Source organism: Duganella rhizosphaerae (assembly GCF_040364205.1).
In the GTDB taxonomy this organism is placed as follows: Bacteria; Pseudomonadota; Gammaproteobacteria; order Burkholderiales; family Burkholderiaceae_D; genus Rugamonas; species Rugamonas rhizosphaerae.
The window spans coordinates 336,644-362,081 of record NZ_BPWK01000001.1 but is presented as its reverse complement, the minus strand read 5'-3'; the positions used below and the strand labels follow the sequence as shown (position 1 = coordinate 362,081).

Annotated in this window: 21 protein-coding genes; 11 read left to right on the top strand and 10 right to left on the bottom strand. The window is 65.4% G+C overall.

The window, feature by feature from the left end:
- Positions 1 to 24: 24 nt before the first annotated feature.
- The 4 genes from kynA (at position 25) to RUGAMON1_RS01590 (ending at position 2,991) form a co-directional block, all read left to right on the top strand.
- Positions 25 to 900, top strand: a complete 876-nt coding sequence (gene kynA / locus RUGAMON1_RS01605; RefSeq protein WP_445228855.1) for a tryptophan 2,3-dioxygenase — start codon at positions 25 to 27, stop codon at positions 898 to 900.
- A 161-nt stretch (positions 901 to 1,061) separates the two neighbouring features.
- Positions 1,062 to 1,682: a hypothetical protein gene (locus RUGAMON1_RS01600; protein ID WP_445228854.1), complete on the top strand. Its 621-nt coding sequence runs from the start codon at positions 1,062 to 1,064 to the stop codon at positions 1,680 to 1,682.
- A gap of 98 nt (positions 1,683 to 1,780) precedes the next feature.
- Complete coding sequence (locus RUGAMON1_RS01595) at positions 1,781 to 2,326, top strand: RBBP9/YdeN family alpha/beta hydrolase (protein WP_445228853.1); 546 nt, start codon at positions 1,781 to 1,783, stop codon at positions 2,324 to 2,326.
- 62 nt (positions 2,327 to 2,388) lie between these two features.
- Entirely contained in the window at positions 2,389 to 2,991 is a 603-nt protein-coding gene (locus RUGAMON1_RS01590; protein ID WP_445228852.1) for a CHRD domain-containing protein, read from the top strand.
- On the opposite strand, the gene RUGAMON1_RS01585 is transcribed toward RUGAMON1_RS01590, so the two are convergent.
- The 3 genes from RUGAMON1_RS01585 to RUGAMON1_RS01575 all read right to left on the bottom strand — a co-directional run bounded on the left by RUGAMON1_RS01585 (position 2,992) and on the right by RUGAMON1_RS01575 (position 8,705).
- Positions 2,992 to 5,013: a CocE/NonD family hydrolase gene (locus RUGAMON1_RS01585; RefSeq protein ID WP_445228851.1), complete on the bottom strand. Its 2,022-nt coding sequence runs from the start codon at positions 5,011 to 5,013 to the stop codon at positions 2,992 to 2,994.
- A gap of 72 nt (positions 5,014 to 5,085) precedes the next feature.
- Complete coding sequence (gene htpG / locus RUGAMON1_RS01580; RefSeq protein WP_445228850.1) at positions 5,086 to 7,005, bottom strand: molecular chaperone HtpG; 1,920 nt, start codon at positions 7,003 to 7,005, stop codon at positions 5,086 to 5,088.
- A gap of 68 nt (positions 7,006 to 7,073) precedes the next feature.
- Positions 7,074 to 8,705 carry an aminotransferase-like domain-containing protein gene (locus RUGAMON1_RS01575; protein WP_445228849.1) on the bottom strand — a complete coding sequence of 544 codons (1,632 nt, stop codon included), beginning with the start codon at positions 8,703 to 8,705 and terminating at the stop codon, positions 7,074 to 7,076.
- Between the two features lie 118 nt (positions 8,706 to 8,823).
- Here RUGAMON1_RS01575 and RUGAMON1_RS01570 point away from each other — a divergent pair, with 118 nt between their 5' ends.
- The 5 genes from RUGAMON1_RS01570 to RUGAMON1_RS01550 all read left to right on the top strand — a co-directional run bounded on the left by RUGAMON1_RS01570 (position 8,824) and on the right by RUGAMON1_RS01550 (position 16,778).
- A complete protein-coding gene (locus RUGAMON1_RS01570) occupies positions 8,824 to 9,795 on the top strand; it encodes a DMT family transporter (protein ID WP_445228848.1) in 972 nt (323 codons plus the stop codon).
- A 105-nt stretch (positions 9,796 to 9,900) separates the two neighbouring features.
- Positions 9,901 to 10,362: a RidA family protein gene (locus RUGAMON1_RS01565; RefSeq protein ID WP_152803395.1), complete on the top strand. Its 462-nt coding sequence runs from the start codon at positions 9,901 to 9,903 to the stop codon at positions 10,360 to 10,362.
- 100 nt (positions 10,363 to 10,462) lie between these two features.
- Complete coding sequence (locus tag RUGAMON1_RS01560; RefSeq protein ID WP_445228847.1) at positions 10,463 to 11,656, top strand: aminotransferase-like domain-containing protein; 1,194 nt, start codon at positions 10,463 to 10,465, stop codon at positions 11,654 to 11,656.
- Between the two features lie 256 nt (positions 11,657 to 11,912).
- Positions 11,913 to 13,277 carry a diguanylate cyclase domain-containing protein gene (locus tag RUGAMON1_RS01555; protein WP_445228846.1) on the top strand — a complete coding sequence of 455 codons (1,365 nt, stop codon included), beginning with the start codon at positions 11,913 to 11,915 and terminating at the stop codon, positions 13,275 to 13,277.
- Between the two features lie 81 nt (positions 13,278 to 13,358).
- Complete coding sequence (locus RUGAMON1_RS01550) at positions 13,359 to 16,778, top strand: DUF4214 domain-containing protein (RefSeq protein WP_445228845.1); 3,420 nt, start codon at positions 13,359 to 13,361, stop codon at positions 16,776 to 16,778.
- Here RUGAMON1_RS01550 and RUGAMON1_RS01545 read toward each other — a convergent pair.
- Complete coding sequence (locus RUGAMON1_RS01545) at positions 16,762 to 16,965, bottom strand: hypothetical protein (RefSeq protein ID WP_445228844.1); 204 nt, start codon at positions 16,963 to 16,965, stop codon at positions 16,762 to 16,764. The two genes, RUGAMON1_RS01550 and RUGAMON1_RS01545, sit on opposite strands and share 17 nt — an antisense overlap.
- 81 nt (positions 16,966 to 17,046) lie before the next feature.
- On the opposite strand from RUGAMON1_RS01545, the gene RUGAMON1_RS01540 reads away from it, so the two are divergent.
- Complete coding sequence (locus RUGAMON1_RS01540) at positions 17,047 to 17,613, top strand: hypothetical protein (RefSeq protein ID WP_445228843.1); 567 nt, start codon at positions 17,047 to 17,049, stop codon at positions 17,611 to 17,613.
- 38 nt (positions 17,614 to 17,651) lie between these two features.
- Positions 17,652 to 18,533 (top strand): helix-turn-helix transcriptional regulator, encoded by an 882-nt coding sequence (locus RUGAMON1_RS01535; RefSeq protein WP_445228842.1) that lies wholly within the window; start codon positions 17,652 to 17,654, stop codon positions 18,531 to 18,533.
- On the opposite strand, the gene RUGAMON1_RS01530 is transcribed toward RUGAMON1_RS01535, so the two are convergent.
- Genes RUGAMON1_RS01530 through RUGAMON1_RS01505 form a run of 6 tightly spaced genes read right to left on the bottom strand, consistent with a single transcriptional unit; the run spans position 18,530 to position 25,392 of the window.
- Positions 18,530 to 19,324, bottom strand: coding sequence for a hypothetical protein (locus RUGAMON1_RS01530; RefSeq protein ID WP_445228841.1), 795 nt, complete (start codon positions 19,322 to 19,324; stop codon positions 18,530 to 18,532). The genes RUGAMON1_RS01535 and RUGAMON1_RS01530 overlap by 4 nt on opposite strands.
- Positions 19,321 to 19,554 (bottom strand): hypothetical protein, encoded by a 234-nt coding sequence (locus RUGAMON1_RS01525; RefSeq protein WP_445228840.1) that lies wholly within the window; start codon positions 19,552 to 19,554, stop codon positions 19,321 to 19,323. The genes RUGAMON1_RS01530 and RUGAMON1_RS01525 overlap by 4 nt, the downstream gene beginning before the upstream one ends.
- 22 nt (positions 19,555 to 19,576) lie before the next feature.
- Positions 19,577 to 20,530, bottom strand: coding sequence for a hypothetical protein (locus RUGAMON1_RS01520; protein WP_445228839.1), 954 nt, complete (start codon positions 20,528 to 20,530; stop codon positions 19,577 to 19,579).
- Between the two features lie 56 nt (positions 20,531 to 20,586).
- On the bottom strand, positions 20,587 to 22,149 hold the full coding sequence (locus RUGAMON1_RS01515) for an FGGY-family carbohydrate kinase (protein WP_445228838.1): 1,563 nt from the start codon (positions 22,147 to 22,149) through the stop codon (positions 20,587 to 20,589).
- Positions 22,150 to 22,180: 31 nt separating this feature from the next.
- Complete coding sequence (locus RUGAMON1_RS01510; RefSeq protein ID WP_445228837.1) at positions 22,181 to 23,791, bottom strand: glycerol-3-phosphate dehydrogenase/oxidase; 1,611 nt, start codon at positions 23,789 to 23,791, stop codon at positions 22,181 to 22,183.
- Complete coding sequence (locus RUGAMON1_RS01505; RefSeq protein WP_445228836.1) at positions 23,788 to 25,392, bottom strand: FAD-binding oxidoreductase; 1,605 nt, start codon at positions 25,390 to 25,392, stop codon at positions 23,788 to 23,790. The genes RUGAMON1_RS01510 and RUGAMON1_RS01505 overlap by 4 nt, the downstream gene beginning before the upstream one ends.
- Between the last annotated feature and the right edge of the window lie 46 nt (positions 25,393 to 25,438).

The window sequence follows — 25,438 nt, the reverse complement described above, 5'->3', positions numbered from 1 at the left end:
TGACTTAATAACGAGATAAACGATATGAGCGATTCCAAAGAAACCACCGGCTGCCCGATGCACGCCGCCGCCGGCGCCGATACCCAATGGCACGGCGCGCAAATGGACTTCAGCAACAAGATGAGCTACGGCGACTATCTGGGCCTGGACCAGATCCTCACCGCCCAGCATCCGCTGTCGCCCAACCACAACGAGATGCTGTTCATCGTCCAGCACCAGACCAGCGAACTGTGGATGAAGCTGATGCTGCACGAAATGCACGCAGTGCGCGCCCACCTGCAATCGGACGATCTGGCGCCCGCCTTCAAGATGCTGGCCCGCGTGGCCCGCATCATGGACCAGCTGGTGCACGCATGGGATGTGCTCGCCACGATGACGCCGCCTGAATACACCGCCATCCGCCCCTACCTGGGCGCGTCGTCCGGCTTCCAGTCCTACCAGTACCGCGAGATCGAATTCATCCTCGGCAACAAGAACGCCGCCCTGCTCAACGTCCACACCACCGCGCCGGACGCCTTTGCCGTGCTGGACAAGGCGCTGCGCCAACCATCGGTGTACGACGAGGCGATCAAGCTGCTGGCCCGCAACGGCCTGCCGGTTTCCGCCGAACGCCTCAACGCCGACTGGACCCAGCCGACCGCCGCCGACGAGTCCGTCAAGGACGCATGGCTGGAGGTCTACCGCGACCCGTCCCGCCACTGGGCGCTGTACGAACTGGCCGAGAAGCTGGTCGACCTGGAGACCGCGTTCCGCTTCTGGCGCTTCCGCCACGTCACCACGGTCGAGCGCATCATCGGCTTCAAAACCGGCACCGGCGGCACGGCCGGCGTCAGCTACCTGCGCAAGATGCTCGACGTGGTGCTGTTCCCCGAACTGTTCGCCCTGCGCACCGCCCTCTGAGATTGCCGCGGGAATACACACCATGGGTGTCCCCCCACTCTCCTTCTAGCAAACCTGCTGAATTTTTTACTGAATTCTACTGAATTGAACTTCCTTGGGCTGCCGCTGTCTAATTCAGTAAATGGAAGCAGAATTCAGTAGGTTTCAGCAAGGAGAGCAGCATGGTTGCTACAGTGAGTGTGAATGTCTCCCCCTCCACCCTGCTGGCGCTGATGGAGCGGCTGCGCGAGACCGGCGCATCCATCGATCCGGCCGAAGCAGTCGATGCTGCGATCCGGCTCTGGCTCGCGAGCTCAAACGACACGCCGCCAGCCGTTCCACACGGCTACCAATGGAAAACGCTGTTTCTGCCCGAAGGCACCTGGCTGCGCATGGCCTACCGCGGCGACCATGAATACGCCATCGTCGAAGGCGACCGCATCATGTACAAAGGCCGCGCCGTCTCGCCCAACCAATTCGCCAGCGGCTACGCCGACAGCGTGCGCAACGCATGGCAAGACATCTCCATTCGCATGCCCGGTGAAAAGCACTGGAAATTGGCCGGCGTGCGCCGCCGCGAACTGGCGCGAGCCACAGCGCCACCGCCGCCGCCCATGCCCGCAGTCGCCGGCGTTCCAGCGGCCGCGCCGCCCTCACTCATTGCCAGCGCGCCGTGCGCAGCGCCGCCTGAGGCTGCCCCATCGTCACCGCCCCCGCCTCGCAACACCGCCCCCGGCCAAGGCTGGACTGAGCCCGAGCGCAGAAAATACCGCTTCCGCCTTGAAGACGTCGCTTTCGATTGAAGACGATTGTCCACGCCTGCGCAAACTGCCGTCGCCAGCAAAATATTCCCGCCGCGCTGAAGTAAGATAAACCCCAACTTATTCAGCAAGGATCAAGCATGGACTACGAAGTACTGACCCTGGCCGGCCTGTGGAACTCCGGCCCCGCCCACTGGCAAACGCAGTGGGAAGGCAGGCACCCGAACTGGTTCCGCGTGCCGCACCGCGACTGGGAAACGCCCGACCGCGACGATTGGGTGGCCGACCTGGAAGCCGCCATCGCCCGGTGCAAACGCCCGCCGGTGCTGGCCGCGCACAGCCTGAGCTGCTCGCTGGTGGGCCGCTGGGCCGCCTCCGGCTCGCCGCTGAAAATCGCCGGCGCCTTCCTGGTCGCCCCCAGCGACACCGACGCCCCCAGCTACCCCGACTGCACCACCGGCTTCCAGCCCATGCTGCTGGAGCGCCTGCCCTTCCCCAGCCTGGTGATCGCCAGCAGCGACGACCGCTACGTCACGCCGCAACGCGCCCGCCAGTTCGCGCAGGCCTGGGGCAGCGACTACGTCGAGATCGGCGATGCGGGCCACATCAACGGCGACGCCGGCTACGGCCCCTGGCCCGAAGGCGAGCAAATGCTGCTCAATTTCTGCGCCAGGCTGCAACGCTGACGGAACTCTGGCGCGGGTCCGGCCCTCTAACCTTTGCATCACGCACCAAGGAGGGAAGAAAAATGAACCAGCGTATCCGCAATTGCGCGGCAGCCACGGGCTTGCTGCTCACCGTCGTGACGGCCAGTGCCGCCAACTATTCGGCCATCCTCACCGGCCCGAAGGAATCCCCCCCCAACAGCTCAACCGGCATGGGCGCGGCGTTCGTCAAGTTCGACGCCACGACCCACGTCCTTGAAGTGGACGTCGCCTTCGGTGGCCTGCTCGGCACCACCACCGCCTCGCACATCCACTGCTGCACCGCCACGCCGGGCGCCGGCATCGCAGGCATCGCCACGGAAACGCCGACCCTCGGCGGCTTCCCGCTGGGCGTGACCAGCGGCGCCTACGCCCACACCTACGACACCTCGCTGATGGCCAGCTGGAACCCGGCCTTCGTCAGCAGCCACGGCGGCACCACGGCCGGCGCCGAATCGGCCTTCGCCGCCGGCCTGGCCAGCGGCGAAGCCTATCTCAACATCCACAGCAGCCTCTATCCCGGCGGAGAAATACGCGGCTTCCTGACGTCGACGACCCCGCCGGTGCCCGAACCAGCCATGTTCGGCATGCTGGGCCTGGGCGTGCCGGCCGTGCTGCTGATGGCGCGGCGCCGCCGCCGGAGCTAGCTAGCGCGCCGCGCCAACCAGCGGCAGCTCGATATAACTGTCGTGGTAGACGCGCTGGGTCGCCTTCCTGTAGTCGGACGGCTGGGCGTAGAAGATATTCGGCACAAAGGTCTGCGGGTTGCGGTCATACAGCGGGAACCAGCTGGACTGCACCTGCACCATGATGCGGTGGCCCGGCAGGAACACGTGGTTCGCGGTCGGCATGGCGAAGGTGTAGGGCAAGGCCGTGTTGGCCGCGATCGGCCTGGCCGTCTCCAGGCTTTCGCGGTAACGGCCGCGGAAGATGTCGGCCGACACCATCAGCTGGTAGCCGCCCATCTCCGGCTGCGCCGCCACCTGGTCCGGGTAGACGTCGATCAGCTTGACCACCCAGTCCGCATCGCTGCCGCTGGTCGAGGCCAGCAGGTGCGCCACCGGCTCGCCGCTGATCTTCACCGGCGCCGTCAGCACCTCGGTCGTGTAGCTCAGCACATCGGTGCGGCCCGACGCCTCGCGCTGGTCGTCGACCAGCCAGCGCGGCCAGGTCTGGCCCTTGGCCTCGTCGTAGCCGTACGGCGCGATCGGCCGCGCGCGGTACGGCACCGGCTTGGCCGGATCGGACACATACTCGTCGAACGCGCTGCGCTGCGCCGGCGCCGAGGCCGGCCGCGACGCCTCGTTGGTCAGGCTCAGCCGGCCATTGGCCGCCAGCTTCAAGCTGGCCGGCGCGATCGCGCAGCCGCTGACGCAGCCGCTCGGCCAGCTATTGAGCGAACGCCACTTGTTGGTGCCGGTCTCGAACGCCGACACCGGCGCGATGGCGCTCGACTGCGCGGCCACCGGCGCGCCCGCCGGCGCATCGTCCTTCAGATAGCGGTCCAGGAACGGCCGCAGTATCTCCTGCCGGAAGTGCAGCGCCGTGTCGCTGTTGAAGCGCAGCGCGCCCAGCCGGCTGCCGTCGCCGATGCCGCCGCCATGGTTCCACGGCCCCAGCACCAGAAACACCTTGTTGTCCTTGTCCAGCGGCTTGATCGCCTTGTACACCGCGATGGCGCCATAGATATCCTCGGCGTCCCACAGGCTGTGCACCAGCAAGGTCGGCACCGTCACCGGCTGGCGGGCCAGGATCCTGTCCATCGCCTGCGCGCTCCAGAACGCGTCGTAGGCCGGATGCGCGACAATCTTGCGCCAGAAGCCGCTCTGCTCCAGCCCGCGCTGGCGCGCCAGCTCGCCCGCCGACCCGGCGCGGATGAAGGTATCGTAATCGTCGAAATGGCTGCTGTACCACTTGGCCTCGTTGCGCCGCGTGACCACCTGCTCCAGCACGTACGACAGGTTGATCTGCCGGAACGCGCCGTTGTGGAACCAGTCGTCGCCGCGCCAGCCGTCCACCATCGGGTTCATCGGCACCGCCACCTTCAGCGCCGGATGCGGATTGACCAGCGCCATCAGCGGCAGGAAGCCGTCGTAGGAAATGCCGATGATGCCGACCTTGCCGTTAGTCTCGGGAATATTCTTGACCAGCCAATCGATGGTGTCCCAGGTATCGGTGGCATGGTCGACCGGCGTCGGATTGAGCGCGCTGCCGCTCAGCGGCCGGTTCATCACGTAGTCGCCCTCGGAGCCGTACTTGCCGCGCACATCCTGCACCACGCGGATATAGCCGCCCTCGGCGATGACGTCGGCCGCATTGTCATAGCCCTGCAGGATGGACTCCATCTGCGAGCTCTCGTTGTGGCTGGTCAGCTCGGCCGCGTTGTAGGGCGTGCGGGTCAGCAGGATGGGCGCGTTGCGCGCCTTGCGCGGCACGATGACCACGGTATTGAGCTTGACGCCATCGCGCATAGGCACCATCACGCTGCGCTTGACGTAGTCGAGCCCGTCGATCGGCGCCTTGAACTCATCAGGCGTCTCACTCGGCAATGCGGGATACAGGGGTGTGGCCGCGACGCCCGGCGTCGATGCCGGCAGCGTATTCTGGGCCAGGACGGCCTGCGCGGATAAAACAAAGGCGCCCGTCAGCGCCAATACGATCTTGTTCATATGTATCCCGGGAATTGTGCCAGTGAAACCTAAAAATAGCACAACTCCCGGGACGGGTCCTACCAACTTACTTTACTTGCTCGCGCCGCTCAACAGCATTTCATTCAGGCGCTTGACGAAGGTGGCCGGATCGCTCAGCGAACCGCCCTCGGCCAGCAAAGCCTGGTCGAACAGGATGTTGGCCCAGTCGCTGAAGGCGCTGCCCGCTTCCTCGTACTTCAGGCGCGTCACCAGCGGGTGGTTCGGGTTGATCTCCAGGATAGGCTTGGACTCCGGCGCACTTTGGCCGGCGGCCTTCAGCATGCGCAGCAGGTTGCCCGACAGCTCATGCTCGTCCGCCACCAGGCAGGCCGGCGAATCGGTCAGGCGGAACGTCACGCGCACGTCCTTGGCCTTGTCCGCCAAGGCTTCCTTCATCTTGCCGACCAAATCCTTGTACGAGGTCTCGGTCTCTTCGTGCTCCTTCTTCTCGGCCTCGTCTTCCAGCGCGCCCAGGTCCAGGCCGCCCTTGGCCACCGACACCAGCTCCTTGCCTTCGAACTCGGTCAGGAAGGACAGCATCCACTCGTCCACGCGGTCGGTCAGCAGCAGCACTTCCACGCCCTTCTTGCGGAAGATCTCCAGGTGCGGCGAGTTCTTCGCGGCGACGTAGTTGTCGGCCGTGACGTAGTAGATCTTGTCCTGGCCTTCCTTCAGGCGCGCCACATACTGCTCCAGCGAGACGCTCTGCTCGTCGTTGTCGTTGGCGGTCGACGCGAAGCGCAGGAGCTTGGCCAGGCGGTCCTTGTTGGTCGCGTCCTCGCCGATGCCCTCTTTCAGCACCTGGCCGAATTCCTTCCAGAAGGTGACGTACTTGTCCTTCTTCTCCTGCTCGTCGGCGTTCGCCAGCTCCTCCAGCATGCCGATCACGCGCTTGGTCGAGCCGTCGCGGATCACCTTCACATCGCGCGACTCCTGCAGGATCTCGCGCGACACGTTCAGCGGCAGGTCGGCCGAATCGATGACGCCCTTGACCATGCGCAGGTAGGCCGGCATCAGCTGCTCGGCGTCGTCCATGATGAACACGCGCTTGACGTACAGCTTGATGCCGCCGCGCTTGTTGCGGTCCCACAGGTCGAACGGCGCCTTGGCCGGAATGTACAGCAGCTGCGTGTACTCGCTGCGGCCTTCGACGCGGTTGTGCGTATGCGTCAGCGGCGCCTGGAAGTCGTGCGACACGTGCTTGTAGAATTCCTCGTACTGCTCCGGCGTGATGTCGGCCTTGTTGCGGGCCCACAGCGCGCTGGCCTGGTTGATGGTTTCCAGTTCGTCCTTGACGACGGTTTCCTTCTTCTCCTCGTCCCACTCTTCCTTCGCCATCACGATCGGCAGCGAGATGTGGTCCGAGTACTTGCGGATGATGGACTTGATCTTCCACGACGACAGCAGCTCGTCCTCGCCTTCGCGCAGGTGCAGGATGATGTCGGTGCCGCGGCCGGTCTTCTCGATCTGCTCGACCGAGTAATCGCCCTCGCCGGCCGATTCCCAGCGCACGCCTTCGGAGGCGGCGGCGCCGGCGCGGCGCGTCTCGACGGTGATCTTGTCGGCGACGATGAAGCCCGAGTAGAAGCCCACGCCGAACTGGCCGATCAGGGCCGCGTCCTGCTGCTGGTCGCCCGACAGCTTGCCGAAGAATTCCTTGGTGCCCGATTTGGCGATGGTGCCCAGGTGCGAGATCGCCTCGTCCCGGCTCATGCCGATGCCGTTGTCGGAAATGGTGATGGTGCGCGCGGCCTTGTCGAACGATACCTTGATCTTCAGTTCATGGTCGTTGCCGTACAGGGCGTCGTTGTTGATCGCCTCGAAGCGCAGCTTGTCGGACGCGTCGGACGCGTTCGAAATCAGCTCGCGCAGGAAAATCTCTTTGTTCGAGTACAGCGAGTGGATCATCAGCTGTAGCAGCTGTTTCACTTCGGCCTGGAAACCCAGGGTTTGCTTGTCGTTGTCTGCCATTTTAAGAGCCTTAATAGTCTTGTGGTTGATGCAAGGGTCTGACGAAAGTGGGGATTATAAGAGAGTTTTCAAGAGCGCCCCAACTCCCGTTCAAAGAAACGCCACACCGCCGGCTCCTGCACCGCCGCCACGTTCAGCCGCATGCGGGTCGACGGCAGCTGCTTGGGCGAGAACAGGCTGCCCGGCGCCAGCAGCATGTTGTGCGCCATCGCCTTTTCGGTCAGCACATTGGTGTCGCAGCCGGCATCGACCCAGACAAACATCCCGGCCGGCGGCGCCACATCCACCTTCAATCCGACCCGCTCCATCTGGCGGATGGTCTTGGCGCGGATCGCGTCCAGCCGCGCGCGCACCCGGTCCGTGTGCTTGCGGAACAAGCCCTCCGACAGCACCTTGTACACCACCCGCTCGCCGATATCGCTGGTGGTCAGCATGGTCAGCATCTTGCGGTCGGCCAGGCGCTCGGCCCGTTCCGGCGACGCCGCGATATAGCCCACCCGCAGGTTGGCCGCCATCGTCTTCGAAAAGCCGCCCAGGTAGATCACCCTTTGCAGCTGGTCCAGCGCCGCCAGCCGCGTGGCCGGCTGCACCGCGCTGCCCGGATGCAGGTCGCAATAGATGTCGTCCTCGACGATGATGAAATCGTGCTCCTCGGCCAGCCGCAGCACCTGGAAGGCCTTGGCCGCCGACAGCGAAGTCGAACTGGGGTTGTGCAGCACCGAATTGATGATGTACAGCTTGGGCTTGTGCAGCGCCGCCAGCTCCGCCAGCTGCGCGATGTCCGGGCCGTCGGCCAGGCGCGGTATGCCCACCACCTTGGCGCCCAGCGCCGCGAAGGAGCCGAACATCAGGAACCAGGCCGGATCGTCGACGAAGATGGTGTCGCCCGGCCGCGTGAACTCGCGCGCCACCAGGTCCAGCGCCTGCGTCACGCCGGCCGTGGTGACGATCTGCTCGGGCGCGGCGGCGATCTCCATCTCGGCGAACTTCAGCTGCAACTGCTGGCGCAGCGGCAGGAAGCCCTGCGGCACGCCGTAGCTGACCAGCAGGTTGGGGTGCTGCCGGCTGACCGAACGCAGCGCGTTGGCGATGGCGGCGCCGTCCAGCCAGTCCGGCGGCAGCACGCCGGTGCCCGGCATCTGCCCGTACGGCATCTGGCGGAACATATTGCGCACCAGCCAGACCACGTCGATCGGCTTGGCGCCGGGGTGTTCGCGCTCCCCTTCCGCCGAGCGGCGCCGCGCGCCCGGACGCCGCTGCGCCAGGTTCAACTCCATCGCCGCCGGCTCGCGCACGAAGAAGCCGGCGCCCCGGCGCGACTCCAGGTAGCCCGAGGCCACCAGCTTGTCGTACGACGCCACCACCGTGAACGCCGATACGCCGTGCGCCGCCGCGAACGCGCGGATCGACGGCATGCGCGCGCCGCCGCGCAGCAGGCGGTCGTCGATGCGCGCCGTCACCGAGCGTACGATCTGGTCGATCAGCGTCTCGCCCGACTCGCGCGACAGCAGCCCCACCATCGTCCCCGTCTTCGCAGCCTTCGATGGCGCGACGGCCACCGACGTCACGGCCGGTCCCGGCGCCGCAGCCGCCTTGGCCGCCGCGCGCGCGTCGGCCGCCGCCAGCGCATCGGCCACCGCCTCCGCCGCAGCCGACGCGGCGGCGCCCAAGAGTGAAGTGCGCGAACGTGTATTGGTCATTTTACCGTCACAGTATGAGAAATTATGTGTGCAAGTGTACTGGCACTGTACTGGTTTTGTCACGTAGCATACATCCATACCGCTTATAACCATATTGATAACGCCACCGGAGACCCGCATGACCCACAGCGCCCCGCCATCCGCCGCCGTCACCATCGCCACCCGCCCGGGGCTGAGCGACGAAACCACCGGCATGCTGCTTGGCCTGATCGCGGTCGCCATCTTCAGCCTGACCTTGCCGTTCACGCGGCTGGCGGTCGGCGGCGCGCAGCTCAGCCACGGTACTGGCCTCAGTGCGGGCCTGTCCCCCACCTTCGTCGCCCTCGGCCGCGCGCTGGTGGCCGCCGTACTGGCCGGCGGCTGGCTGGCCTGGAAGCGCGCGCCGCTGCCGCCGCGCTCCGCCCTGCTGCCGCTGGCGATGGTGGCGATCGGCTGCATCATCGGCTTCCCGTGGCTGACCTCGATCGCCATGCGCAGCCTGCCGGCCGCCCACGGCGCCGTGCTGGTCGGCATCCTGCCGCTGGCCACCGCCGTCTTCGGCGCCCTGCTGGCCGGCGAGAAACCGTCGGCCGGCTTCTGGATCATGGCCAGCGTGGGCTCGGCGCTGGTGGTCGGCTTCGCGCTGGGCCAGAGCGGCGGCAGCCTGCACCTGGCCGACCTGGCGATCTTCCTGGCCGTGCTCTTGGCCGCCATGGGCTACGCCGCCGGCGGCCGCCTGTCGCAAACCTTGGGCGGCCAGCACACCATCTGCTGGGCGCTGGTGCTGTCGGCGCCGCTGCTGCTGCCGCTGGTGGGCTGGCTGTGCTGGCAGGAAGGCCCGCAGCTGGCCGCCGCCGGCGCCGCCGCCTGGACCGGCTTCGCCTACGTCTCGGTGTTCTCGATGTTCATCGGCTTCTTCTTCTGGTACCGCGGCATGGCGCTGGGCGGCGTGGCCCGGGTCGGCCAGGTGCAGCTGGTCCAGCCCTTCCTGTCGCTGCTCGGCGCGGCGGTGGTTTTGGGCGAGGCGCTGGAATGGCCCACTGTCGTTTTTGCAATTGCCGTCATCGCCGTGGTGGGTGCCGGCCGCAAAATGCAGGTAAAACGGGGCTAAAACCGTAGACTATCTTGATTTTGCCGCGTTTGTGGGCACGCCCTGCCGCTGACGTACAATATCGGTCTTAGCCTAACGCATTCCCCTTACTTTTTGGATAACCACATGTCTGTCTACGAAAAACTGAAAGCGCTCGATATCACCCTGGCCGCACCCGCCACCCCGGCCGCCGCCTACGTCATGTACGCCCAAACCGGCAACCTGGTGTTCCTGTCGGGTCATATCGCCAAGCGCGCCGACGGCAGCGTGTGGGTCGGCCAGCTGGGCAAGAACATCGACACCGCCGAAGGCAAGGCCGCCGCGCGCGCCATCGCCGTCGACCTGATGGGCACGCTGCAGGCGGCCGTCGGCGGCGACCTGACCCGCGTCAAGCGCATCGTCAAGGTCATGAGCCTGGTGAACTCCACGGCTGAATTTACCGAACAGCACCTGGTCACCAACGGCGCCTCCGAGCTGCTGGGCGAAGTCTTCGGCGAAGCCGGCAAGCACGCCCGCTCGGCCTTTGGTGTCGCACAAATCCCGCTTGGCGCCTGCGTCGAAATCGAACTGATCGCGGAAGTCGCGTAAGCGGGCGGCCTCTTATCCGGGGTCGTTCCTTTTATAAGAGCACGCCACAAGCGAGCTTGTTGAATAGCCGGCAGCGCCGGCATCCTCTAGTGAGACATGTATGAAAATCGAAAACCCTAATCCGATCCAGTGGCGCTTCTCCGAACGCGCCGACCAGCTGCAATCGTCGTTCATCCGCGAGATCCTGAAGATCACCCAGCAACCGGAGATCATCTCCTTCGCCGGCGGCCTGCCATCGCCGCTGACCTTCCCGATCGACGAAATGAAGGCCGCCTTCGACAAGGTGCTCAGCGAAAACGGCAAGGTCGCCCTGCAATACGGCCCGACCGACGGCTACCTGCCGCTGCGCCAGTGGATCGCCGATTCGCTGTCGACCAACGGCGCCAAAATCGTGCCGGAACAGGTGCTGATGACCTCCGGTTCCCAGCAAGCGCTGGACCTGCTGGGCAAAGTGCTGATCGACGAAGGCAGCCGCGTGCTGGTCGAGACGCCGTCCTACCTGGGCGCGCTGCAAGCGTTCTCGGTCTACCGTCCTGAATTCAAATCGGTCGCCACCGACGAACACGGCCTGGTGCCGTCGTCGCTGGACGCCGTCGCCCAGGGCGCGCGCCTGCTGTACGCGCTGCCGAACTTCCAGAACCCGACCGGCCGCACCCTGTCCGTCGAGCGCCGCCTGGAGCTGGTGGAAACCTGCGCCCGCCACGGCCTGCCGCTGATCGAGGACGATCCGTACGGCGCCCTGAGCTACAAGGGCGACCCGCTGCCGAAGATGGTGGCGATGAACCCGGACGGCGTGATCTACATGGGCTCCTTCTCCAAGGTGCTGACCCCCGGCATCCGCCTGGGCTACGTGGTCGCCCCGCTGCCGCTGGTGCGCCGCCTGGAGCTGGCCAAGCAGGCCGCCGACCTGCACACCTCGCAGCTGACCCAGATGGTCGTGCACGAAGTGATCAAGGACGGCTTCCTGGGCCGCCACATCCCGAAAATCCGCACCCTGTACGGCGACCAGTGCCAGGTCATGCTGGACGCGATGGCCCAGCACTTCCCGGCCGGCGTCGAGTGGACCAAGCCGGAAGGCGGCATGTTCATCTGGGTCACGCTGCCCAAGCACATCGACGCCATGAAGCTGCTGGACGAAGCGATCGCCCAGAAGGTCGCCTTCGTGCCGGGTTCGCCGTTCTACGCCAACGAACCGGAAACCAACACGCTGCGCCTGTCCTTCGTCACCGTGGCGCCGGACCGCATCCGCACCGGCATCGAGATCCTGGGCAAGCTGATCGCCGCCAAGATCTAAGTCATCGCACAAGTCATCGTACCTTCGTGGGCGGCGCTCGCCGCCCACATCCCCGCGCCAACTTTATCACCAAAAGTAACGAAAACCGGGCCAAGCAGTAACATCCCATCAACAATAAGCGGGCCAGTGCCCCGTTGGTGTGGCATCCCCGTCACTTCCGAAGAAATCCTCAAATAACAGCGGATTTTTTTTCACCCGCAGCCGAGCTGAAGCGTTATGATTTGAACGGATAGTCACTTTCAGATCAGGCCAGCCTTTGTTCACCCCAGTTCCCCATCCCATCCTTGCCACGCGGCGCGATGCCGCGATACTCATAGTGGACGACGCGCCGGAGAACCTGAGCGCACTGCGCAAGCTGATGGTCCAGCAGGGCTACCAGACCTTCGTCGCCACCTCCGGCGAGCGGGCGCTGAAGATCGCCCGCCGGGTCCATCCCGACCTGATCCTGCTCGACGTCATGATGCCCGGCATGGACGGCTTCGAGACCTGCCGCCAGCTGAAAAGCCACGCCGCCACCCAGCGCATCCCGGTCATCTTCATGAGCGCCCGCACCGAGACCGAGGACGTGGTGGCCGGCTTCGACATCGGCGCGGTCGACTACATCGGCAAGCCGCTGCGCATGGCCGAAGTGTGCGCCCGCGTGCGCACCCAGCTGCACATCCGCAGCAAGAGCGAGACCCAGGAGGAACAGGCCGAGCGCCTGCGCACCATCGTCAACAACATGGCCGAGGGCCTGCTGATCATCGAGGCGGACGGCCGCATCCAGTTCACCAACCCGGCCTGCGACAAATACCTGGGCTACCAGGAACACGAACTGGCCGGGCGCGCCATCGGCGACCTGCTCAACCCCCTGGTGGCGCAGGAATACCTGGACTACTTCGACCGCTACGCCGCCGCGCCCGAGACGGCGCACAGCCACGGCACGCGCGAAGTGATCATCCGCCACCGCAATGGCAGCTCGGTGTGCATGGACCTGACCCTGACGCCGATGTATCTGCGCCAGCCGCTGTTCATCGGCCTGCTGCACGACATCACCCACCATAAGCAGTCGGAAGACGCGCTGCAACGGGCCGCCATGGTCGACCCGCTGACCAAGATCGCCAACCGCCGCCACTTCGACACCTTCCTCGAAAAGGAATGGCAGCGCGCCATGCGCAGCGCCCAGCCCTTGTCGCTGGTGGTGCTCGACGTCGACCACTTCAAGCTGTACAACGACACCCTGGGCCATCCGGCCGGCGACGCCTGCCTGCAGCAGGTGGCGCAGGCGATCGCCTCGCACGCGCTGCGCCCGACCGACCTGGCGGCGCGCTACGGCGGCGAGGAATTCGTGCTGCTGTTCGCCGAAACCGACGGCGACTCGGCCTACCTGCTGGCCGAATCGATCCGCGCCCATGTCGAATCGCTGCAAATCCCGCACCCGCGCTCGACCACCTCGGCCTGGCTGACGGTGAGCATCGGCGTGGCCACCATCACCCCGCACCAGCTCGACAACACCGAATCGCTGTTCGTCGCCGCCGACCGCGCCATGTACGTCGCCAAGGAAGGCGGCCGCAACCAGGTGCAGGCCACCCAGACCGGCAGCGCCGCGATGGAGGCGGTCAAGGCGCTGGTGATGCGCTAGCCGGGCGGCGGGTGATAATCGGATAGTTTTCCATTTGGAAATATTGTTACAATGCCGGTCCGCCCCTTCCGCCGACCCCGCATGACCGACGACTACAGCTCCGACACCAGCACCACCGGCCTCTTGACCGCCGGCGGCTCCGCCACCGGGAATTTCGAGGCCCCAAGCGGCGGCTACGTGACGCACGACCGGGACTGGTTCAAGATCTCGCTCCAGGCCGGCACCACCTATTTATTCACGCTCACCGGCAAGGCCGATGGCGCGGGTACATTGGCGGACTATTCGTATTCGTCGTTGAACCTCTTCAACAGCGCCGGCGAGGCGCAAGCGAGCTTGGGCTCCGCCCGCTACTACCTGCCGCCGCTCACGCAGTTCACGCCCACGGTCAGCGGCGTCTACTATCTGGAAGCCAGCCTCACCGGCTACCTCAGCGGCAGCTACACCGTGTCGGCCAGCTATCCGGCCGCCGACGATCTGCCGGCCAGCACCGCCACCACCGGCGTCATCAGCACCGGCGTCCCGGGCCGCGGCGTGTTCGAGCGCGCCGACGATGTCGACTGGTTCAAATTCCACGCCGAAGCCGGCCAGCACTACCAGATCAAGGCCAACGGCGACGACAACCGAAGCTACGGCTCGGTGCAAGCCTACGACGCCAACGGCAAGCTTCTGCCTACCAACGCCGGCGTGATCGAATCTGCCACCGACGCCGACTTCTACGTCGCCGTGACCGCGCACGGCTCCGGCGCCTACACCGCCAGCGCGACCACGCTGGTCGACGACTACAGCGGCAACGACAGCCAGCCGGGCCACCTGGCGGTGGACCGACCGGCCAAAGGCGCGCTGCAATACGACGGCGACGTCGACCGGTTCACGTTGGACATGGTGGCCGGCACGATCTACTCGGTGATTATCCAGAATACCGGCGTCGTCGCCGGCGGCCACTCGGCCAGCCTGCTGCTGCGCGACCCCGCCGGCAACAACGCCTTTGACTACGGCGCCATCAGCAGCACGGCCAAGATCTTCTCGTTTGCGATGAAGGCAAAGAGCACCGGCACCTACACGCTGGACGTCGGCGACGCCAACAACGCGACGCCGCAGACCGGATCGCGCACCTACACTCTCAGCGCCCAGGCCGCAGAGGACGACTACGCCGACACCAGGGACGCCGCCACCAAGCTGGCCGTCGGCGCCACCATGAGCGGCAAGCTGCAAATGGCGCGCGATGTCGACATGGTCAAGCTGGAGCTGACCGCCGGCCTCAATTATGCGTTCGCAGCGCCATCCGATACCGCGTCGAATGTGCAGGTGGCCCTGTATGCAGCCGATGGCACCGTCGTCCACAAAGGCAGCGGCAGCGCCATCTCGTTCGGCATGACGCCAATCGCCAGCGGCACTTACTACTTGGCGGCAAGCGCCGCGTTTTCTTCCAACACCGACACGCCAGCCAACAGCAGCTATTCGATCAAGACCAGTCTGGACGCCGACGACGACTACAGCGCCGACACCAGCACCACCGGCGTGCTGGCGGCGGGCGGCGCCATCAAGGGCATGCTGGGCCAGGGCGGCGGCGACCGCGACTGGATAGCGGTCACGCTGGAAGCCGGCACCGCCTATGTGGTCGACCTCGAAGCCGACAGCAGCGTCCAACTGCGCCTGAAGAATGCGTCCGGCACCGAGCTCGCCAACGGCTTCGCCCTGAACTTCGCCGGTCCGCCGCCGCATACCAGGCTGCCAGAATACACGCCCGCCACCAGCGGCACCTACTATATCGAAGTGGCCTCCGCCAGCGAAGCCAAGGGCAGCACCTACCAGCTGCACTTGACCAAGGCGGTCGCCGCCCCCGCCCCCGTCCCTGACAACGATAACGCCCATGCCGGCGCGCTCACCTACGGCCAACAGGTACAGGGCACACTGGCATCGGCCGGCGCCTCCGACGTATTCAAAATCACGCTGCATGCGGACGAGTCGTTCTCTATCTATTTGAGCTCGCCACAACTGAGCGGCGCCGCTGACCAACAGGCCAATGGCCCGACACTGCAAATCGTCGACAGCGCCGGCAAGGCGCTGCGCTCGTATGCCGACGCCAGCGTCCCGCAGGAACTCCGCCTGGGCTTTCTGTCCGGGGCCTACGGCGACTACTACGTCAAGGTCGTCAATGCCGGCGCCGCGCCCGCGCCGGCCAGCTACACGCTGAAAGCGTTACTGGGAATTGCCGGCGACGACATCAGCGGTCAACGGGAATATGCCAGCGCGCTGGCCCTCGGCCAGTTGGTGAAGAGCCAGATCCATAGCAGCCTCTTCGACACCGATACGTTCAAGGTGCACGTCGACGAGAGCGGCGTGCTCACCGTGGACCTGGGCGCATCCGACGGCGCGGTAACATTGAGCGTGTTCGCAGGCAAAACCCTGGACCCAATCCAAGCGATCAGCCAGAGCGTCGATGCCGGCCATACGGTCACACGCTACGCGGCGGGCGCAGCCGGCGACTACTACCTGATGCTGGGCACCCCGGCCGACAAGCCGGTGCCGGCCGCTTATGAAATCAAGGCCACGTTCGGATCGGGCGACATCACCGCCCCGCTGCTGAGCACAGCATCCATCGTCAGCGGCGCCACCGGCGTCGCGCTCCATCCCAAACTCACGCTGACCTTCAACGAAGCGATTGCGGCCGGCGCCGGCCTGACGCTGACCGACGACCACGGCGTGGCCGTCACCGCGGCCGGCGGCGCGGCGCTGTTCGGCGCCAGCGGCAACGCGCTGCAGCTCGACCCGCACATCAACCTGCGTCCCGGCACGACCTACACGCTGGCACTGCCGCAGGGCAGCGTGCTGGACCTGGCCGGCAACCGCTATGCAGGCCATGCCAGCTACAGCTTTACCACGGTGGCGCCGGCGGCGACCGGCAGCGGCGGCAACGACCTGTTCACCGGCAGCGCGACCGGCAAGAAAATCGACGGCGGCAGCGGCATCGATACGGTGTTCTACGACGATAGCAAGGGCCCGCTGGACATCTCGCTGCAGAAAGGCCAGGCCACCGTCTCGCTACATGGCGCCGCCACTGGCGACACGCTGACCGGCATCGAACGATTGCTGTTTCCCGATCATGCGTTAGCGCTCGATATCGATGGCCATGGCGGCCAAGCCTACCGGCTGTACCAGGCCGCGTTCGACCGCACGCCGGATCTGGGCGGAGTCGGTTTCTGGATCAATGCGTTGGACAAGGGCATTTCGCAGAAAGAGGTCGCACATAGCTTCCTCATCAGCGCGGAATTCAAGCAACTGTATGGCGACAACCTCAGCGATCACGACTTCGCCACCAACCTGTACAAAAATATCCTGCACCGCGCGCCCGACCCGGGCGGCTTCGAATTCTGGCTCAATGTTCTGCACAACGGCGTAGACCGCGCCGATGTACTGAACGGCTTCAGCGAGAGCGCCGAAAATCAGGCGGCGCTACTGCCGGTGATCGGCCAGGGCTTCCCCTTCATTTTTGCCGGTTAAGTCGACGTGGCGCGGCGTCGGCAAGTCTGCCCTGCGCCGCTGATGCGCTGATTCGGCCATGGCCGCGCAGGGCCTTGCGCCCGGGCGGCACGCCGCCCGCCAGCGCCGGCAGCGGCAACAGGATCGCGTCCCAGCGGCCCATCCACTGGACCAGCTCACCGACGCGGCAATTTCGGAATAATTCCAACAACTCCTGAACAGCAGGGTAGCCCGGGAAGCGTGAAAATCTCCACGCAACCTAATCCTCCACCCAATTCAGGAGCACAGCATGGAACAAAAAACCCGGTTTAACACCGGCGGCGTGGTCATGCTGCGCCGTGGTCCGCCACGGTTGCAGCCCTGCCACAACGGCGCAGCCCTCGGCTGCTTCCGCGAGGCCGGCCGGCACGGCAACCATCTGTCACTGCGGGCCTATCCGACCATGACGAAGGCGCGCATCGCGCAGGCAAGGACGCCGGAAACCGAACGCACGATGCTGTTGCAGGCGCCGGACAGCATGTACGCGCTCCCGCTCCTGCCGCCCAGCGTCGCGCCGCACGCACCGCGCAGCACTCGCGGCGTGGTGCTGGTTCACCTGTTCCACGGCGCCCACTTCGGGCACGTGGACGAACTTGTAGGCCGCTACCGAGGCGCCGGCGTGGTGGAGGCGGGCCTGCTGCAGGCTGTCGACGTCGCTTGCGTCGCCTGGATAGGCATCGTCCAGGACATGCAGGCGCTGGCCGCCCTGCATCCGGCCCTGTGCGCCACCGAGGCCGCACTGAATACGCAGGCGGAGCTGCTGATGCTGGAGCCGTGTGCCGCGTCGCGCCTGCGCTGGATCGGGGTAAAACAATGATATCCTTACGCGGTCATTGCCAATGGAGATATCAGGCCATGCTCGACCGCAGCGCCATGCAGGAAATGAATCGCGTACTCGATGTCGCCCCGCGCCTGCGCGCCGACGTCTGCGGCAGCGGCGCCTGCATCACGGAACGCTGGGCGCACAGTGGCTTCACGTCCCATGTCGAGCCGATGGCGGACCATGTGGTCATGACCTACTACGGCGCGCCGCGCAGGATCGAATGGCGCGACGGCGGCCGCTACCAGCAATGCGTCACGCGGCAGAAGTCGATCACGCTGATCCCCAGCGGCCACGAGGCCGCATGGATGATCGCCGGCGCCATCGAGGTGTCACATGTTTATTTTTCGGACGTCCGCCTGCAAGCCTGCGCCGAGGCGACCGGCCATCGCGGTCCCGCCGTGCAGCTGCTGGACCGGGTGGCGCTACCCGATCCCACCGCCAGTGCCTTGCTGGAGATCCTCTCTTCCGAAGCCTGCCGCGACGACACCGGCAACGGCCTGTTTATCGAGCAGGCGATCGACCTGCTGTGCATGCAACTGGTGCGCGGCCACTCGACCACCTGCCGGCCCGAAGGCCCGGGCGCCAAAGGCGGCCTGGCGAACTGGCAGGTCCGCCGCGTGACCGAATATTTACAGGAGCGGCTCGAAGAAGAGGTCCGGCTGGATGATCTGGCGCAGCTGGTCGGCTTGTCCCGCTTCTACTTCTGCGCCGCCTTCCGCCGCAGCACCGGCCTGACGCCGCACCAGTGGCTGGTAACCCAGCGCATGGCGCGCGCCCGCGCCCTGATGGCCGATCCTTCGATGCCGTTGACCCAGGTCGCCCTGGCGGTCGGCTACCAGACCCCATCCGCCTTCGCCGCCGCGTTCCGACGGACCGAAGGCATGAGTCCGACGGAATATCGGCAGCGCTGCTAAAAGATGGTGGGGTCGTTCAGATGGAAACGCAGGTCGCCATACGCCCAATTGTTGGTCTTCGAAATCGCCTCGACTCTTGGATGCCCTCGCTGGTGAAGGTTGAAGACAATGAGTCCGTTAACCGCGCTCACCACGAGTTCGGCAACAACGGCCCCGTCAATGTCGTGCTGCGCGGCGCGTTCAGTCAGACTTTGAAGTAACTTCTTTCTCGAAGCTGCGGCAACCTCGGCAATAACCGCGTCGTTTTGCCGGACGTACGCAAAGTATTTGAATACCTTCTTTTCCATGAAGAATTGGCGGCATCGTTTCTCGGCCATCTCGAGCAGGACTCGCTGAGCGCTGCCGAGGTCATTGCTGCTTCCTTCGAAGGGATAAGGAGAAATGCGCACGCCTGCATAACGTTTATTTTCCCCGAAAGCGCGCCGCTCAGCCTCCACTGCATATTTCGGTGGGAACTGGCGTCCCGTCCAGATCATCCCCTCACATTCCTGCAGCGTATGGGCACCGATCTTCGCCTCGCCTGCGCAGTAGGCCTCGAACGACATCTCAATAAGCTCGCGGATAATTCGCATCAGAGCGTCGTCTTTAAGCTTGCGCTCCGCGAAATGGAGCCCCGACCGCAAGGTATCGAACGCAGCCGTCAGCGCCTCGCTTTGGTCGGCAACGCGCACAAACTTGCTCTGCTGCGTGTCATATTCCCGGAAGTTGTCCGGTGCTGATAGCAATAGCGAGGCCCAGAAATCGTGCCATTGCCCGAGCGTCTCGAAGCGGGACGAATTTTTGCCCGTCATGCGATGACAGAGTCTGTGATGCGCACATGCGCGTCGGTGATGTGGAACCCATGCTGCGCGATGTCATCGAGACACTGGTTCGCATCAAGCCCCGGGGTCGCGACATCGCGGTTCAACTCCACCGGCTTGAAGCGAACCCACGGCGCAAACTTTGCCGGCAGATTCGCCCCGTTCTCGTCCTCGGTAACGCCAAACACCCGACCGGGACCTCGAAAAATGTGCACTAGCATTTCATTGCTCCCTAAAGTTGCGTCAATTGGCATTGTCGGCCCGAAGCCGCGCTATGAAGGCCTGTGCAGAACTGCGTAATACCGGCAAGGCGTCATCTTGTGCGCGCGCCATGGAACTGATCACCATCGCGACGCGTCCGTTCACGTTGAGTAGTTCGGTGTATGTCTCGTTGCCGCTGGCCCCGCGCAGCAATGCGCATACGCTGTCCGGCTCGTCGCAGGTCAGCTTAACGGTGCCCAGTTCGGAGGCGAAGCGCTTCTTGACGACGCCAAAATCCTTCGGCCGGATGGGATTCGGCCCATAGCGCACGTCGTCGAGGACGAGCACCATCTGGACTGGTTTCGACTGCGATTCGGTGGTACCGGCCGGAACAAACGCGCCAATAAAAAGACTGGTGTTGACGGCCGAACGCAGCGCCTCATTGGCAGATGGGTCGATTAGCAATGGCTCCCAACCGGGCGGCAGCGTAAGCGCCAACGAGCTGACAGGCGCGCGGCCTGTTCGCAGTTTGCTCTCGCCGCGCGGTGCGCAATTCAAAGTGTGACTAGTGGCGTCGGGCCGGACCCGCACCGAGACCGACTTCAAGTTGCGCGGCTGCCTGGCCCCGCTCCCGCCAGCGGAAAACTGCCGCTCGAACAGCAGCCAGTCGTCTTCGATGCGATAGCGAATCTCCGCCGGCGCGCCTTTGGCCACCCGCGTCGATGGATCGAGCAGCGTCACGCGCAGCGTGTCCTGGCCAATGCGCTGGTAGGCCGACAAAGTCTCGGTCTGGCCGGACGCGCCGTAGCAGCGCGAGCGCACATATTCCGCATCGTATTCAGACACGCAATCACCATTCTGGTCATTGCGCGACTGGTCGGCAAGCGTCACCTGCACCTGCTGGCTGCGCCAACAACCCAACAGCGTTTCATCAAGACCGATAGCATTGACGGCCGTGCCGACGGAGAACAGCGTCGCGACAAGTAAGACGGGCATCCGCATCATATGGCAAACATAATATTATCGAAAATACATTATGCCACAACCAGATTTCAAAGCTGTTCCGGATAACCCGTGATGTCGGCGATGTCCTGATACATCGGCTGCAATTGCTTGTACATGTTCAGGTACACGCGCCGATACAGCTTGTCGTAGATCTGCCGGTTGGCCTCGATCGGATGGAACACGCGGCCCGGTCGCGTCATCGCGCGCGTGGCGCTGTCGAAGTCCTTGTGCAGACCCAGTCCCGCCGCCACCGCGATGGCCGCGCCCAGTCCCGACGTCTCGTACACATGCGCGCGCGCCGCCGGCAGGCCGAAGATATCGGCCGTCAGCTGCATCGCCGCATCGCTCTGCGAGCCGCCGCCGGCCACGCGCAACTCCGTCACCGGCACGCCGCTGCGCTTCTCGATCCGTTCCCTTCCTTCGCGCAGCGCGTAGGCCAGGCCTTCGAGGATCGCCCGGTACATATGGGCGCGCGTGTGGACGTCGCCGAAGCCGATCATCGCCCCCTTGGCCTCCGGGCCCGGCGTCTTGATGCCGGGGCTCCAGTACGGCTGCAGCATCAGCCCCATCGAGCCGGGCGGCACCTCGTTCACCAGCAGATCGAACATCGCCTCCGGCGACCTGCCCTGCTCCAGGCCGGCCATCTGTTCGAAGTGTCCGAACTGCTCCTTGAACCAGTTCACCATCCAGTAGCCGCGGAAGATCTGAACCTCCGTGCTGTAGGCGCCGGGAACGGCCGCCGGATAAGGCGGTATCAACGGCGTGACCTCGACGTATTTTTTTGTCGTGGTGTTGATGGTGGCCGTGGTGCCGTAGCTCAGGCAGGCGATGTGCGGCTCCAGCGCGCCGGCGCCGATCACCTCGCAGGCCTTGTCGGCAGCGGCGGCCACCAGCGGCGTGCCTTCCGGGATGCCGGTCGCCTCGGCGGCGGCGGCGGTGATCGCGCCGATCACCGTGCCCGGCGCCACCAGCTCCGGCAGCATCTCCGGCTTCACGGCCAGCGCCTCCCATTTCCAGTCGCGCGCGCCGGCCCACTTGTGCCTCTTGTAGTCGAACGGCAGGTAGGCCACCTGCGAGCCGACGGAATCGACATGCCGCCCACACAGACGAAAATTGAGGAATCCCGACAGCAGCAGATACTTGTCGGTCTTGGCCCATATCTCCGGCTGGTGCTCGGCGATCCAGTTGATTTCAGCCTCGCGGCGGAAGTACTCGATGGTGCCGGACACGCGCGCCAGCTTGAACGCGGTGCGCCACAAAAAACTCAGCGGCTTCTGCTTGCCCACGCGGCGCTGGTCCAGCCACGTGATCGCCGGCCGCAGTACCTTGCCGTCGCGGTCCAGGTTGACCACCGTGCCGCGCTGCGTCGTCACCGCCACGCCCTTGACGGCCGAACGCGGGATATCGGTCGAAGCCCACAGCTGCTGGCACGCCTGGCCGACCGCCCTCCAGTAGCCGTCGGCGTCATGCTCCGCCCAGCCGGGATAATCGGAGAAGTAAGCCTGCAAATGCACCTGCGCCTTGGCGGCCAGGTTGCCGTTCAAATCGAACAGCAGCGCGCGCACACTCTGCGTGCCGTTGTCGATGGAAAGAAGGTATTGATCGGCCATGTCGCTCTAGTCTCGTAGTGTGTGCCCGTACTTATGCGGGCAAACTGTAGTGGGTATTCCATAATGCCAGATAGGCAGCCTGCTCGACGTCCCAGCGCTCGTCGCTCCAGCCCAATTCCGGCTGGCAGATGGCGCGGATGCGGCCGAGGATATCGACGCCGCCGCCGCGCAGCTGGATGCCGATGCGGCTGCGGCGCAGCAGCAAGTCCTCCAGCTTCTGCACCGACTCGCACCGGGCCGCCCAGCGCAGCTGCGCCCAGATGGTCTCCGTGCCCGCGATCAGCGCCAGTTCGCCCGGTTGTGCAGCCTCGATCAAATGCTGCGCCCAGGCGCCGTAACGCCCTTGCAGGCGCAGCGCCTGGCCCGCCGGCAGATGGCGCTGGTAACGCAAGCGGCTGCCCGGCGCGTTGCCAAAGACCGGTTGCGGCTCCAGCTTGTCGCGCCAGTCCGGCAGCAAGGTGGCCGCCAGCTTGAGCGCATCCAGCGCGATCACGCGGAACGTGGTCAGCTTGCCGCCGGTGACCGTCAACAATCCATCCTCCAGCCACAACGCATGATCGCGCCCTTCCTTCGACGGATCGGCCTTGCCGCTATCGATCACGGGACGCACGCCCGCGTAGCTGGCAATCACGTCGCTCTCGCGCAAGCCCAAATGCGGGAATTGGTCATGCAAGGCCGCCATCAGGTAATCGACTTCGGCGCGCGTGATCGCTGCCTCGCGCGACAGGTCGCCCTTGTGGTCGACATCCGTCGTGCCTACCAGCGTCACGCCTTCCCACGGAAAAGCGAACACCGGCCGGCCGTCCTGCGGATGCATCAAACTGATCGCCTGCGCCAGCGGCAAACGCCAGGCCGGCAGCACCAGATGGCTGCCACGCAAAGGCCGCAGGCGCGGCTTGGCGCCGCGTGCCGCCGCATCGCCGTGCAGGCGCAAGCCATCCGCCCACGCGCCGGTGGCACTGATGACCAGCCGCGCGCGCACCTCATGCTGCGCGCCGCTCAATCCGTCGCGCAGCCGGGTTCCACACACGCCGCGCACGCCGCCATCCGCCCGCAGCAGCGATTCCACCGCCATGTAATTGACGGCGACGCCGCCATGCTGCTGCGCCTCCTGCAACACGCGCATCACCAGCCGCGCATCGTCCGTCTTGGCGTCGGTATAGACCATGCCCCCCTTCAGCCCCTTGGTGGATACGTTCGGCGCCAGCGCCTCGAACTCGTCCCGGCCGAAATAATGGCGCGCCTTCTGCCCCGCCATGCGGTCATAGATCGCCAGCCCAAGCAGGAACATGCGCTTGCCCGGCTTGCGGCCCTCAAACTCGCCGAACGCAAAACTCTGCGGTTCCACCAGCCCCGCCGCCTGCTGCAGCAAATGCTCCCGCTCATGCACCGACTCGCGGGTCAGCGCAAACTGGCCCTCCTTCAGATACCGCAAGCCGCCGTGCACCAGCTTGGACGAACGGCTCGACGTGCCCCAGGCAAAATCCCGCTGTTCCACCAGCAGCGCCTTCAAGCCGCGCCGCGACGCCTCCAGCAAAATCCCCGCGCCAGTAATGCCGCCGCCGATCACGATCAAATCCCACTCGCGCCCCAGCACCTCCGTCAAGCCGGAACGCCCGCCACTGCGCCACAGCGCCGTCATGGCAGCAGCTTCCCGGGATTCATGATCTGCTGCGGATCGAAATGCGCAAACAAGGCCTGCATCGCCGACAGGCCCAACTCGCCCTTCTCCGCCACCAGGTACGGCGCATGATCGCTGCCCACGCCATGCTGATGGCTAATGGTGCCGCCGTTTTCCACGATCGCCATGCTGACCGCATGCTTGAGCGTGCGCCAACGCGCCAGGTCCTGTTCATAGTCGCCGGCCAGCCGGTACACAAAGGTCGAATAGACGCTCGCCCCCTGCGCATACAAGTGCGACAAGTGGGTGTAAGCGTGCACCTTTTCGCCATGCTGCCCCAGCGCCTCGGTGGCGGCAGCTTCCAGCGCCCGCATCATCGTGCCGACGCGCGGCCAGTCGACCGCCGTTTCCACCGTATCGATCGCATAGCCATGCTGCCAGGCCGCGTTACGCAGGTAGACATTGCGGAAGCGGTTCTGTTTCCACTTGTCGCCCATCTTGCGGCCGATGTGCACGCCGCCGTGCGGCGCCGCCAGCGCCAGCGCATCGCTCAATGCCGCCTTGGCCGCAGCCTTGCGGCCGCTCACGCCTATCATCAGCATGCACTTGCCATCCTTGCAGCCGCGCCACGACAGATAACGTTCCAGCGCGGAGATCAGCTTCTTGTGGCCGGCCAGCGCCAGCATGGTGGTCGTCTCCAAGGGATTCGACAAGCGCAGCATCGACAGCGACAACCCCGCCTGCACCACCTGCCGCACCGCCGTCTCCGCCGCCTCCCAGCTCGGGAAGAACACCGCATGGAAGGCCTCGTACTCCGGCAATGGCGTCACGCGCACCGTGGCCTCGGTCAGGATGCCCAGCCGGCCCTCGGAGCCCAGCACCATCTCGCGCAGATCCGTACCCGCCGCCGATGCCGGGAAGGTCGGGATATCCAGCGTGCCGGCCGGCGTCTCCACCTTGCCGCCCTTGAACATCTGCTCGATACGGCCGTAGCGCAGCGATTGCTGGCCGGACGACCGCGTCACCACCCAGCCGCCCAGCGTCGAATATTCGAACGACTGCGGGAAGTGGCCCAGCGTATAGCCGCGCGCGCGCAATTGCGCCTCCAGGTCCGGCCCGAACACGCCGGCGCCGAAGGTCGCCAGCTGCGATTCCGTATCCAGGAAATACATCTGCCGCAAGCGCGTCAGGTTCACCGCCAGCACCGGCTGCGCGCCGGCCGGCGCCGTCAGGTGCCCGGCCACACTGGTGCCGCCGCCCTGCGGTATCAGCGCCACGCCGAACTGCTGCCCATAATCGATCAACGCCCGCACCTGCTCCGCGCTCTCCGGATAGGCCACGCCGTCCGGCGCCGTCTCGATCACGCCATAGCGCAGGCGCAGCCAGTCCGGCAGGCTCTGGCCCAGCGCATTGCGCAAGCGGACCTCGGCCGATGTATCGATCAGCCCATCGATCAGCGCATGCGGCGGCAGCCGCGATGGCGCGATCCGCGCGCAGGCCTGCTCGAACGCCGCATCCGCCACCGGCCTGCCGGCGCCGACGCGCTGCGCCAGAAAGCCCAGCGCATCCTCGTTCAGCGCAAACTCTATCGTATCGTCACCCCAACCGTTCCAGCGTCTCATTGTTTTCCTGTCTGCGTAGCGGAGCGCTTGCTATACTGGCGCGCAC

Bases quoted from the DNA above. Each gene is read 5' to 3' on its own strand.
- kynA (WP_445228855.1), top strand. From the start codon at position 25: ATGAGCGATTCCAAAGAAACCACCGGCTGCCCGATGCACGCCGCCGCC.
- RUGAMON1_RS01600 (WP_445228854.1), top strand. From the start codon at position 1,062: ATGGTTGCTACAGTGAGTGTGAATGTCTCCCCCTCCACCCTGCTGGCG.
- RUGAMON1_RS01595 (WP_445228853.1), top strand. From the start codon at position 1,781: ATGGACTACGAAGTACTGACCCTGGCCGGCCTGTGGAACTCCGGCCCC.
- RUGAMON1_RS01590 (WP_445228852.1), top strand. From the start codon at position 2,389: ATGAACCAGCGTATCCGCAATTGCGCGGCAGCCACGGGCTTGCTGCTC.
- RUGAMON1_RS01585 (WP_445228851.1), bottom strand. From the start codon at position 5,013: ATGAACAAGATCGTATTGGCGCTGACGGGCGCCTTTGTTTTATCCGCG.
- htpG (WP_445228850.1), bottom strand. From the start codon at position 7,005: ATGGCAGACAACGACAAGCAAACCCTGGGTTTCCAGGCCGAAGTGAAA.
- RUGAMON1_RS01575 (WP_445228849.1), bottom strand. From the start codon at position 8,705: ATGACCAATACACGTTCGCGCACTTCACTCTTGGGCGCCGCCGCGTCG.
- RUGAMON1_RS01570 (WP_445228848.1), top strand. From the start codon at position 8,824: ATGACCCACAGCGCCCCGCCATCCGCCGCCGTCACCATCGCCACCCGC.
- RUGAMON1_RS01565 (WP_152803395.1), top strand. From the start codon at position 9,901: ATGTCTGTCTACGAAAAACTGAAAGCGCTCGATATCACCCTGGCCGCA.
- RUGAMON1_RS01560 (WP_445228847.1), top strand. From the start codon at position 10,463: ATGAAAATCGAAAACCCTAATCCGATCCAGTGGCGCTTCTCCGAACGC.
- RUGAMON1_RS01550 (WP_445228845.1), top strand. From the start codon at position 13,359: ATGACCGACGACTACAGCTCCGACACCAGCACCACCGGCCTCTTGACC.
- RUGAMON1_RS01540 (WP_445228843.1), top strand. From the start codon at position 17,047: ATGGAACAAAAAACCCGGTTTAACACCGGCGGCGTGGTCATGCTGCGC.
- RUGAMON1_RS01535 (WP_445228842.1), top strand. From the start codon at position 17,652: ATGCTCGACCGCAGCGCCATGCAGGAAATGAATCGCGTACTCGATGTC.
- RUGAMON1_RS01530 (WP_445228841.1), bottom strand. From the start codon at position 19,324: ATGACGGGCAAAAATTCGTCCCGCTTCGAGACGCTCGGGCAATGGCAC.
- RUGAMON1_RS01525 (WP_445228840.1), bottom strand. From the start codon at position 19,554: ATGCTAGTGCACATTTTTCGAGGTCCCGGTCGGGTGTTTGGCGTTACC.
- RUGAMON1_RS01520 (WP_445228839.1), bottom strand. From the start codon at position 20,530: ATGCCCGTCTTACTTGTCGCGACGCTGTTCTCCGTCGGCACGGCCGTC.
- RUGAMON1_RS01515 (WP_445228838.1), bottom strand. From the start codon at position 22,149: ATGGCCGATCAATACCTTCTTTCCATCGACAACGGCACGCAGAGTGTG.
- RUGAMON1_RS01510 (WP_445228837.1), bottom strand. From the start codon at position 23,791: ATGACGGCGCTGTGGCGCAGTGGCGGGCGTTCCGGCTTGACGGAGGTG.
- RUGAMON1_RS01505 (WP_445228836.1), bottom strand. From the start codon at position 25,392: ATGAGACGCTGGAACGGTTGGGGTGACGATACGATAGAGTTTGCGCTG.